The organism is Mailhella sp., from assembly GCF_057866825.1.
Window position 1 is genome coordinate 1 of record NZ_DBMAHT010000083.1, and the last position, 8961, is coordinate 8961.

Below are 8961 nucleotides of genomic sequence, written 5' to 3' on the forward strand. Positions count from 1 at the left end.
AAAAGGATTTCCTCCTTCCCCCGCCTTCTTAACCAAAAACGCGGCGGGTTTGCACCCGCCGCGCGGAAGTTTTGCCTATGTCAGGCGATTATTTGTTGTCCAGCGACACGGTGATGAAGAAGGTGTCGCCGCGGCGGTTGATCTGGAGCATGACGGCGCCGCGTTCCTTGCCTTCCTTGCGCACGATGGAAACCAGTTCCTTGGCGCTGGTCACGGGCTGGAGGTTGGCGGAAAGGATGACGTCGCCGGTGCGCACGCCGGCTTCAGCCGCGGGGCCGTCGCCCTTCACGCCCACCACGAGCAGGCCCTTCACGTCGCCGGAGAGCTGGAGAGCCCGGGCGTCTTCAGGGGTAAGCGGCTTGATGCTCACGCCGAGGTCGCCGCCTTCGCTCTGCTGGCCGGAGCTCTGCGTCGTCGTGCTGTGGGACGAACGTTCGCCGAGCTTCACGGTGGTCTTCACTTCCTTGCCGTTGCGCATCACCACGATGTCCACCTTGGTATCGGGCTTGAGTCCGGCCACGCTGCGGGTGAGGGCGGAAGCACTGTCGATGTCGGTGTCGCCCACCTTGATGATCACATCGCCCGCACGCAGACCGGCCTTGGCGGCGGGTTCGTTGTCGAGCACGGAGCCGATGAGCGCGCCGCCCGCACTCTTGAGACCAAGGGCCTTGGCGGTGTTTTCATCCACGTCCTGAATGGTCACGCCGAGCCAGCCGCGGCTCACCTTCTTGCCTTCGCGCAGGTCGTTGATGACCTTGGAGGCCAGACTGCTGGGAATGGCGAAGCCGATGCCCTGACCGTTGGCGGAAATGGCGGTGTTGATGCCGATGACTTCACCGGCCATGTTGATGAGCGGGCCGCCGCTGTTGCCGGGGTTGATGGAAGCGTCGGTCTGGAGGAAGTTGTCAAAGGGACCGGCGTGGATGTCGCGGCCCTTGGCGCTCAGAATGCCGGCCGTCACGGTGTTGCTCAGGCCGAAGGGGTTGCCGATGGCCACCACCCAGTCGCCCACTTCCATGGCGTCGGAATCGCCGAAGCGGAGCACGGGCAGGGGCGTCTTGCTTTCCACCTTGAGCAGGGCAAGATCGGTTTCGGCGTCGGTGCCCACAACCTTCGCGGGCAGACCGTCGGACTTGTCGCCGTTGAGCTTGACGGTAATCTTGTCGGCGTCTTCCACCACGTGGTTGTTGGTGACGATGTAGCCGTCGGCGGAAATGATGAAGCCGGAGCCGAGCGCGGAACTCTTCTGCTTGGGCGCGGGCTGGCCGGGACGCATGCCGAAGGGGCCGCCGAACTGTTCAAAGAACTGATCCATGCCGGGGAAGTTGAACATGCCCATGACGGGGCTTTCCACTTCCCTCTCAGTGCTGATGTTCACCACTGCCGGACCGGCGTTTTTCGCCAGCGGCACGAAATTGGGCAGCATGGGAGCCGCCGTGGCCGAAGAGGCCAGAAACATGAAACCAGTTACGGCAAGAGCCGTTTTTTTAAGGATGCAGTTCATGGGAACTCCTTGTAAATTCTTCGTTCAGGCGAAAGAAGGACTCTTGAATTCCTTGTATCTCGCAAGAGCCGTTCATGCCATTGTAATTACGGAAGCAAAGGCTTACTGAGCGCCCCCCGTTCCGCCCGCTCCTCCGCCGCACGAGGAACAGTTGCCGTGGCAGGGGCTGTTGCGATTGAGTCTTTTATCGTTCATCCAGGCCGGTCTCGGGCCTATCTTGAAAGGAAAGGCTCCCGTTTTCAGAGGACTGGGGGCCGAAACAAGACGAGCCGTGTTCTGCGACCCGCACTTCGGGCAGCTGATGACGTCATCGTCGTCAAAAGCCAGCTCTTCAAACGTGTGCCGGCAATCTTTGCATTCAAAATCATACAGCGGCATGGCAATACTCCTCGCGAGAAAAAATGGAAGGCTTATCCTTCTCTCTGCTGCTAGATAAGCACCTTATACCAGGTGGCAAGGGTAAGGCAAAAGGTCAAAAGCGCGCCTCATCACGGGTCGGAAACATTCAGTAAGAAATTTCCATGAATAAAAACAGCGCATTGCGTTGTTTCTTAACAGATTTTCCGCGCTCTCGGCACGGTTTTGTTCAATTCTTGCATAGTGTTACAGCAAAAATCATGCGGCAGGCCCGCGCCCTTCAACGCCCCGGAGCGTGATGAAACCAGACGCCCGTGCCGGAAAGTTCCGCCTTCACGCCGCCGCCGAAGGAAAATCGACGCGGAAAATGCCTCCGCCGCCACGCCGCTTCCAGCGATTCCAGCGTATCGGCCCGCGCTTCTCCCCCAAGTTTCCGCAGCGCCTCGGCCATGGCGCGCAGCCTGCCCGATTCGCCGAGCGCAGCAAGCGAAGCGTCGGAGAGAAGCACGCCGCCGTCCCGCTCTTCCAGTGCAAGCGCCCCGGTATTCGCCCAGTCGCGCTCGTCCCGGCGGGCGGCTCTCCAGAGGCGACGCACGCTCTCGTAAAACGAAGGATTCTCCGCCAGCAGCAGCGGAAGCACGTCATGCCGCATGCGGTTGCGCTTCCACGCGCGGCTCCGATTGGAGGCGTCTTCCTGCCACGTCACACCAACCCGCCGAAGCAGTCCTTCAAGCTGCGCCTTCTCCAGCATGAGCAGCGGGCGCAGCACATGCCGCCCCGGCTCGTCCACAAGCCCCTTCATGCCCCCCAGCCCGGGCCACAGCGCCCCGCGGGACAAGCGCATGAGCACGTCTTCCGCCAGATCCCCCACATGATGCGCCGTGAGCACCCAGCGCGAGCCCGTCGCCGCGCGGCACTCTTCCAGAAATTCATAGCGGGCCCGGCGTCCGGCTTCCTCCACGCCGCAGCGCTGCGCCTGCGCCAGCGCTCCCACATCCGCGCGCTTCACAAAAAAAGGCACGCCGAACCGGCAACAAAGCTCCCCCGCCGCCTGCGCCTCCGCCGCGCTCTCCGCCCGGAGACCATGATCGAGATGCGCCGCAAACAGCGATACGCCGAGCATGCCGCGCAGCGCACAGAACACCGTGAGCAGCGCCGTGGAATCCGCCCCGCCGGAAAGAGCCACCACCAGCCTCCTGCCCCGGATGTCCGCGCCGAGCTCCTTCTCCACAAAACGCGCCGCCCCGAGCGCCAGACGCGCATCCGCGGCTTCCAGATCCTTCAGAGAAAACAATGCCCGCGCCGTCATGAGAGAACTCCTTGGAATGTAAGAGAGGCGGGGGAAGGACCCTTTTGAAAAAGGCTCCTTCCCCGACCCCCTATCCTCCTTCCTAAAACTTTTAATGGAGGGGGTAAATCCTTTAAAATGGGGAGGGTATGGTGGGTGGAAAACAGGATCGTCGCAGGCGCACTTCGTCGGCAGGGGGAAAGATTCCGGGCGCAAAGCGCGGAGAACGGCGGTGCAGGCTCCAGTCGGCCGGCTTGCTGGACAGCGCCGTGCGGAAACGCGGAAAATCAGCGTTCAGCGCAAACGCGTCAGGCGTCCGAGCCGAGGCTCCGGCAGCGGATTGTGCGTCTTGAGGTATTGCTCCACCACGTCTGCCACCAGAGGATCGGGCGCGGAAACCACGCGGCCCTGCTTCAGCATGGCGTAGCCGTCGCCGCCGTCCGCAAGAAAATCAGCAAGAGCCGTCACGTAGCGGCCTTCGGGATCAAGAGGCGTCGCGCGGCCCTGCGCATCCAGCACCTCCGCCTTCGTCACGCGCCGCCCCGCAGGAAGGCTGCCGTCCACTTCATAACGCAGCCCGGCCGTCTGCAAAAGCTGCGGCCCTCGTGCGTTCTCGCCGGCCACCCCGTGCTCCAGCGCCTCCAGAAGCTGCGCGCCCGAATATTCGCGCAGCAGCACCGCGTTGCCGAACGGATGCACCGAAAGCACGTCGCCCCGCGTAATCGTTCCCGCAGGAAGCGCCGCCCGCAGCGCTCCGCCGTTGCACAGCGCCGCCACCGCCCCGTGCGGACGCCCGTATTCCAGCATGGCATCCGCCGTGACCATGCCGCTGAGGCAGTCCCCATCGCGGCAGAGTTCCATGCCGTCAGGCAAAGACAATCGCTGACTGCCCACGACCTCGGCGCGCAGCGCGGTCAGCGTGGCGGCGTAGCGGTCAATGAGCCGCTGCACCTCTGGATCCACCGGCATGTCGGAGGAAAGCTTCACGGCGGAACCGCTCCAGGAACAGGGAACGCCGCGCCCATCGAAGCGCACGGTCAGCTCGCCGAGATACTTCGCGCCGCGTCCGGCCGTCACCACCAGCACGGGATCTCCGTTCGGCGCATGCTCCACTACGGGATACGGTCCGTCGGACGGCGACGGGCCGAGATAGCTGTGCGTATGCCCGCCCACGATCACGTCCACGCCGTTCACCGAACGGGCAAGTCGCCGGTCTTCAGGCAGGCCGAGATGCGTGATGGCCACAATGTGCTTCACGCCTTGCGCCTCCAGAGCCTTGACTTCACGATCCAGCGTGTCCCGGGCCTGCGAAAACGCGGTGTGCCCGCAGGCCGCGGACAACGTTTTCACCTCGTCGTTGGCAAGGCCCACAATGCCCACCTTCTCGCCGCGCACCATCTTCACCAGATGCGCCCGGGTTCCGCTTCCCCGAAGAGGACACCCCGCCTCCGGCGTCAGATTGGTGGCCAGCACCGGCACGGGCGTCTGCTTCAGAAAACGGGAAAGTTCCGCACAACCCTCGTCGAACTCATGATTGCCCAGCGTCATGGCGTCCCACGGCACGACGCGGTCCACCTCCGCAATCATGGGCCACTTGTTCACGCTGTAAAAAAGCGTGCCCTGAAACTGATCACCGGCATCGAGCGCAATCACGTTGTCCCGGTTCCGGCGCGCCGCCTTCATGGCCGCAGCCACGCGCCCGAGTCCGCCCGAGCTGTTCCGGCCGTCCAAGCTGGCGTTGCCGCGGCTGTCCATGCCCGCAAGAAAAGAATGCGTGTCGTTGGTGTGCAGAACAACAAGCTCCAGTCCGTCGCCCCGACCATCCGGCGTTCTGCCCTGCGGCGCACACGCCGTGAACAAAAACGCCGCAAGCAGCGCCGCCGCCACCGACAGCGCCCACTTTTCCCTCGTGCTTCTCATGAACTCCTTCCTCCTGCTCCCGTTCTGCCGCCGCGAGGCACGCTCCTTCCTTCGACCGATACGCAAACGCCGTCCGAGGCCATCAGCCATCCTCAGCCGAATCACGCTGCCACGGCCCGACGCTTCCGCAGCACGCGGCGCCGACGTGCAGAAGCCCGCATGCTGCCGCTCATCGCCGGAGAGCACCGGAACGAACAATATCATTGCCGTGCCTTGCCGACCGAAAATCCACGCCCGGCCGACGCAACCGGCCCCACTTCGGCCGATACAACAAAAACAAATTCAGCCGACGCAACAACATCACATCCGGCTGATGCGTGATTAAACGAAAAGAGCTGCAAACCGTAGTTTGCAGCTCCTGTTCTCGCACTGGTGCCCAGGGGGAGACTCGAACTCCCACGCCATTCGGCGCTACCACCTCAAGATAGTGTGTCTACCAATTCCACCACCTGGGCACAGCTGTCTTTGTATAGCAAAGCCCATGCCTTGGCAAGCGTTTTTTTCACTCCTTCCCCATTTTCTTTCGAGCGCCGCCTTGCAAAGGTGGTCGAGGCCGCTCTATTCCGCCAGCAGCCCCCCTCCTTCGGGACCTCCGCGACCGCGTCGCCGCATGTCGGCACTCCGGGCGCGCGCCCCGACAAGAACGACTGTTCTCTGCCTTCACAGCAACAGGCACGGCGACCATGCCCAGCACTTCAAATGAGATTTCCGATTCCGCCCACCGCGCTCCCAGATGATTCGGACAAGACGCAACAACGCCCGCCCATGCCGCCCGACCTTGACAGGTTTCCCGCCTCCGTCTATACTGTCTTTCGCTTTATGAGTTCCGGGAACCGGACGGCGGTCGCGCCGCCAACCCCGCCAGGTCCGAAAGGAAGCAACGGTAACGGTTGTTGCCGGGTGTCCGGTTCCCAAAAGGGCGCAACACGGTTGCGCCCTTTTTCGTTAACTCCTCCTTGGCTCCGGCACGACATTCGCCTGTCCGCCGGGGCCTTTTTTGCTTAACTTTGCGCTCTTGCCGCCTCCCCGCGAAACTCGCGCCCTCGGAGCACACAAAAAAGGCGAAGACAGCTTTCCCCTCTGCCTCCGCCCATTGTTCCTGTCCGTTTCGTGCGGAATCGAATCAGGCCCGATGTTCCTTTTCGCCGTTCTGACGTCCGTCCATCGCGGGAACGGACGCGTTCACGCCGGAACCGGCCCCCTGAAAGGCTCCGGGCGTGACATGCGGCGCGTCGTTTCTGGCGGCCACCAGCGAATAGCCAAGCTTGCCCGCCATGTACTCCAGCGGCTTGGTGTCGCCGGTCTGCATCATGATCTGCAGCAGTGTTTCCGCGCCGAGCTTGGCTCCCGTATCATACGGATTCACTTCCCTGAGCAGTGTGGAATACGGCTTGCCGATGGCCTTTGCCAGATCTTTCGCAGGCACGGGATTGTCCAGAACAAGGTTGTGAATGAGAGTGGAAAGTTCCGATACCATAAAGTCCTCCTCAATTTTACAGAAAGCAACTTTTCCGCCATATAATCCTGTTACTTTCATGAGAAAGCAATACAAAACACTGATAACAGTGTATTTCACTTTTGATACTTTGCGTCAAGAAAGGAACACGAAAAAATAATACCACATCATCTTATAGAAATATTGAGAAATTGAATAAACGATTTCAACATTGAAATGCGTGTTTTATACATGTATTAAAAATAACTGTGCAACATCAACATAAGAATGAGGCCGCACTTGCAAGTTGTCCCGGGATGACCTACAAAAGAAATATTGCACTTTCAACTCCGGCAGGTCCGTCATGACGACACATCGCGATCATTCCCTCTATCGGTATGTTCCGCTGATTCTTCTGTGCGTGGCCCTTCTCATGACCGCTGGCTGCGGCAAACAAACCTACAGACCAACCTATCAACAGCCGAGCGCCGCTTCCGGCAGCGGTGCGGCCATCGCCGCCACGGCCAAAAGCCAGCTCGGCCGTCCCTACGTATCCGGCGGCTCCTCTCCCTCGCGCGGCTTCGACTGCTCCGGCCTCGTGTACTGGGCCTGCGCAAGCAACGGCATTTCCGTGCCCCGCATCAGCCGCGATCAGGCCAGCGTGGGCAAACGCATTTCCCGCGGCAGTCTGCGCCCCGGCGACATCGTGGTTTTCCGCATTCCGCGCTCCGGCTATCACACGGGCATCTACGTCGGTCAGAACAGTTTCATTCACAGTCCCAAGCCCAGGGCCCGCGTGCGCATTGAATCGCTCTCCGTCAACTACTGGGATCGCTACTACGTCACGGCCCGGCGCGTCGCCAGGCGCTGACCGTTTCGCCTTCCGCGCCCCGCCGCCATCGAACGCTCCGAAACCGAAAAGCTCGACAACGGCGTGACACGCAACCAGAAGTGCTCCGCTCTCCAGATTTCCGAATCCGCCGCCAGGACGGACGCCTCCATCGTCGCCATTCTGCCGGACGATTCTACGCCCCGCCTCTGCGCGTGACTTCCGCATCCGACGCCGCTCCGTTTACTGCCGCGACCGACGGCGTCCTGTTTTTCCGGGCAGCTCGGATGTTCAGAGACATCGCCCTGCGCGGGCCAGGACGCCCGGCGGCCTTTTCGCCCGTCGATCTCTTTCGTCAACGTGCTCTGCAACAAAACGCCTTTCTGCCGCGGAACGCTCTTCCTCATCCCTCCGCGCCGCCGGCGTTCAGCGGAACGCTTTTTCCGCAACGCCGCACCTCTCTTTCGTTCTTCCCTGCCGGAAGACGAAGCGGGTATTCCGGTCGCTCCGTTCCGGGGCGAAGCGTTTTTCCCCGGAGCACTTGTCTGCACAGGTATGTCGAACATGTCTTAATCTCCTTTGGAAAGGAAAATTATCAATAAACTTATATATACTGCTAAAACCCTTGTAAATTATAAACATAAAATATTTTATCCTATTGTAATATTTTAATTATTTTAACATACATAATGCATTTCAAATTAAAAAGAGCCCGACGGCCCCTTTTTCCGCTCTGTCTGCGTTCCGATCCGCCTTCGCCGCAGCCCGAATGAAGAAAAACGTTCCTATGCAAAAGTGAACAGGACATCTGTTGTCTTATTTCACGGTGCAGCGCCATGACGTCGCCGCCCTGCACTCGCCATCGTCCCTGCTTCACAGACTGCGCCGGACGGCGGCATGAATACGCAAATCCGCATGCAGCCCGACCTCGTCTCGCCCCGATGTCGCCCATGGGGCGGTTCACCGTCTCCGGCCAAATGCTTCCAAGCGCCCTGCCGCCTCTCCGCCGACGCCCGTTTTCGGAGAAGCGCCGGGCGAGCGTAGCGCTCTGCCACAGCCTGACATTCCGCGGGCGCCTTCCTCGGAACGCGCCTATCGCTCACGCAGCCCCCGCGCCTTATCCTTTAAATAACAAAACCCGTCGCAGGGACGGGCTCGGTGCGCCGGCGGCGCTTCCAGTGTCGGGCAAGGTTCGGGGCGCTCGCCCCGCAGGACGTCCGGGCCGCTTGCCCGGATCGTCTCAGAACGTGGTGTCCCCCTGCTCAAAGGCGTGCTGATAGTAGGTCTTCAGATCGCGGCAGAGATCTTCCAGAATGTCGCGACGGCTGAATGCGTTGTTCCAGACCAGATAAATGTTGTGCGCCACGAACGACATGTTGTCCATGTCGAGAATGACGAGGTTCTTCATGGATTCGTCGCGCGCAATGCGCTGGGCCAGGCCCAGCGGCACCACGGCCCAGCCTATGCCGAGAGACGCCCAGTACATGGCCGCCACCACGTCGTTCACTTCCCAGTACTGGGAGTTCAGCAGATACCGTTCCGCGCGAGAGCGGTTGAACACGATATGCCGGTACTGCGCGAGATCTTCCACGGTCACGTTTTTCTTCTGGCCGAGCGGCGAATTGCGC

General features: G+C 61.1%; 7 protein-coding genes, 1 tRNA gene and 1 other RNA gene. 2 read left to right on the plus strand and 7 right to left on the minus strand.

The window, feature by feature from the left end; all coding sequences use genetic code 11:
• Positions 1-88: 88 nt before the first annotated feature.
• The 5 genes from ACZM96_RS07895 to ACZM96_RS07915 form a co-directional block, all read right to left on the minus strand.
• Positions 89-1504 (minus strand): DegQ family serine endoprotease, encoded by a 1416-nt coding sequence (locus tag ACZM96_RS07895; RefSeq protein ID WP_489488389.1) that lies wholly within the window; start codon positions 1502-1504, stop codon positions 89-91.
• A 102-nt stretch (positions 1505-1606) separates the two neighbouring features.
• Positions 1607-1882 (minus strand): FmdB family zinc ribbon protein, encoded by a 276-nt coding sequence (locus ACZM96_RS07900; protein WP_294486927.1) that lies wholly within the window; start codon positions 1880-1882, stop codon positions 1607-1609.
• A 259-nt stretch (positions 1883-2141) separates the two neighbouring features.
• Complete coding sequence (gene tilS / locus ACZM96_RS07905; RefSeq protein WP_489488390.1) at positions 2142-3170, minus strand: tRNA lysidine(34) synthetase TilS; 1029 nt, start codon at positions 3168-3170, stop codon at positions 2142-2144.
• A 273-nt stretch (positions 3171-3443) separates the two neighbouring features.
• On the minus strand, positions 3444-5069 hold the full coding sequence (locus ACZM96_RS07910) for a bifunctional metallophosphatase/5'-nucleotidase (RefSeq protein ID WP_489488391.1): 1626 nt from the start codon (positions 5067-5069) through the stop codon (positions 3444-3446).
• Between the two features lie 370 nt (positions 5070-5439).
• Positions 5440-5524 (minus strand) — tRNA-Leu (locus tag ACZM96_RS07915).
• 369 nt (positions 5525-5893) lie between these two features.
• Here ACZM96_RS07915 and ffs point away from each other — a divergent pair.
• Positions 5894-5989: signal recognition particle sRNA small type (gene ffs / locus ACZM96_RS07920), an RNA gene on the plus strand.
• Between the two features lie 203 nt (positions 5990-6192).
• On the opposite strand, the gene ACZM96_RS07925 is transcribed toward ffs, so the two are convergent.
• Positions 6193-6546 (minus strand): phage regulatory CII family protein, encoded by a 354-nt coding sequence (locus ACZM96_RS07925; protein ID WP_489488392.1) that lies wholly within the window; start codon positions 6544-6546, stop codon positions 6193-6195.
• Between the two features lie 322 nt (positions 6547-6868).
• On the opposite strand from ACZM96_RS07925, the gene ACZM96_RS07930 reads away from it, so the two are divergent.
• Positions 6869-7375, plus strand: coding sequence for a C40 family peptidase (locus ACZM96_RS07930; RefSeq protein WP_489488393.1), 507 nt, complete (start codon positions 6869-6871; stop codon positions 7373-7375).
• Positions 7376-8573: 1198 nt separating this feature from the next.
• Here ACZM96_RS07930 and ACZM96_RS07935 read toward each other — a convergent pair.
• A partial coding sequence (locus tag ACZM96_RS07935) for a LysR substrate-binding domain-containing protein (protein WP_489488394.1) occupies positions 8574-8961 on the minus strand: 388 nt, incomplete at its 5' end.

Excerpts from the sequence above, each read along its gene's own strand:
- ACZM96_RS07895 (WP_489488389.1), bottom strand. The coding sequence starts at position 1,504 with ATGAACTGCATCCTTAAAAAAACGGCTCTTGCCGTAACTGGTTTCATG.
- ACZM96_RS07900 (WP_294486927.1), bottom strand. The coding sequence starts at position 1,882 with ATGCCGCTGTATGATTTTGAATGCAAAGATTGCCGGCACACGTTTGAA.
- tilS (WP_489488390.1), bottom strand. The coding sequence starts at position 3,170 with ATGACGGCGCGGGCATTGTTTTCTCTGAAGGATCTGGAAGCCGCGGAT.
- ACZM96_RS07910 (WP_489488391.1), bottom strand. The coding sequence starts at position 5,069 with ATGAGAAGCACGAGGGAAAAGTGGGCGCTGTCGGTGGCGGCGGCGCTG.
- ACZM96_RS07925 (WP_489488392.1), bottom strand. The coding sequence starts at position 6,546 with ATGGTATCGGAACTTTCCACTCTCATTCACAACCTTGTTCTGGACAAT.
- ACZM96_RS07930 (WP_489488393.1), top strand. The coding sequence starts at position 6,869 with ATGACGACACATCGCGATCATTCCCTCTATCGGTATGTTCCGCTGATT.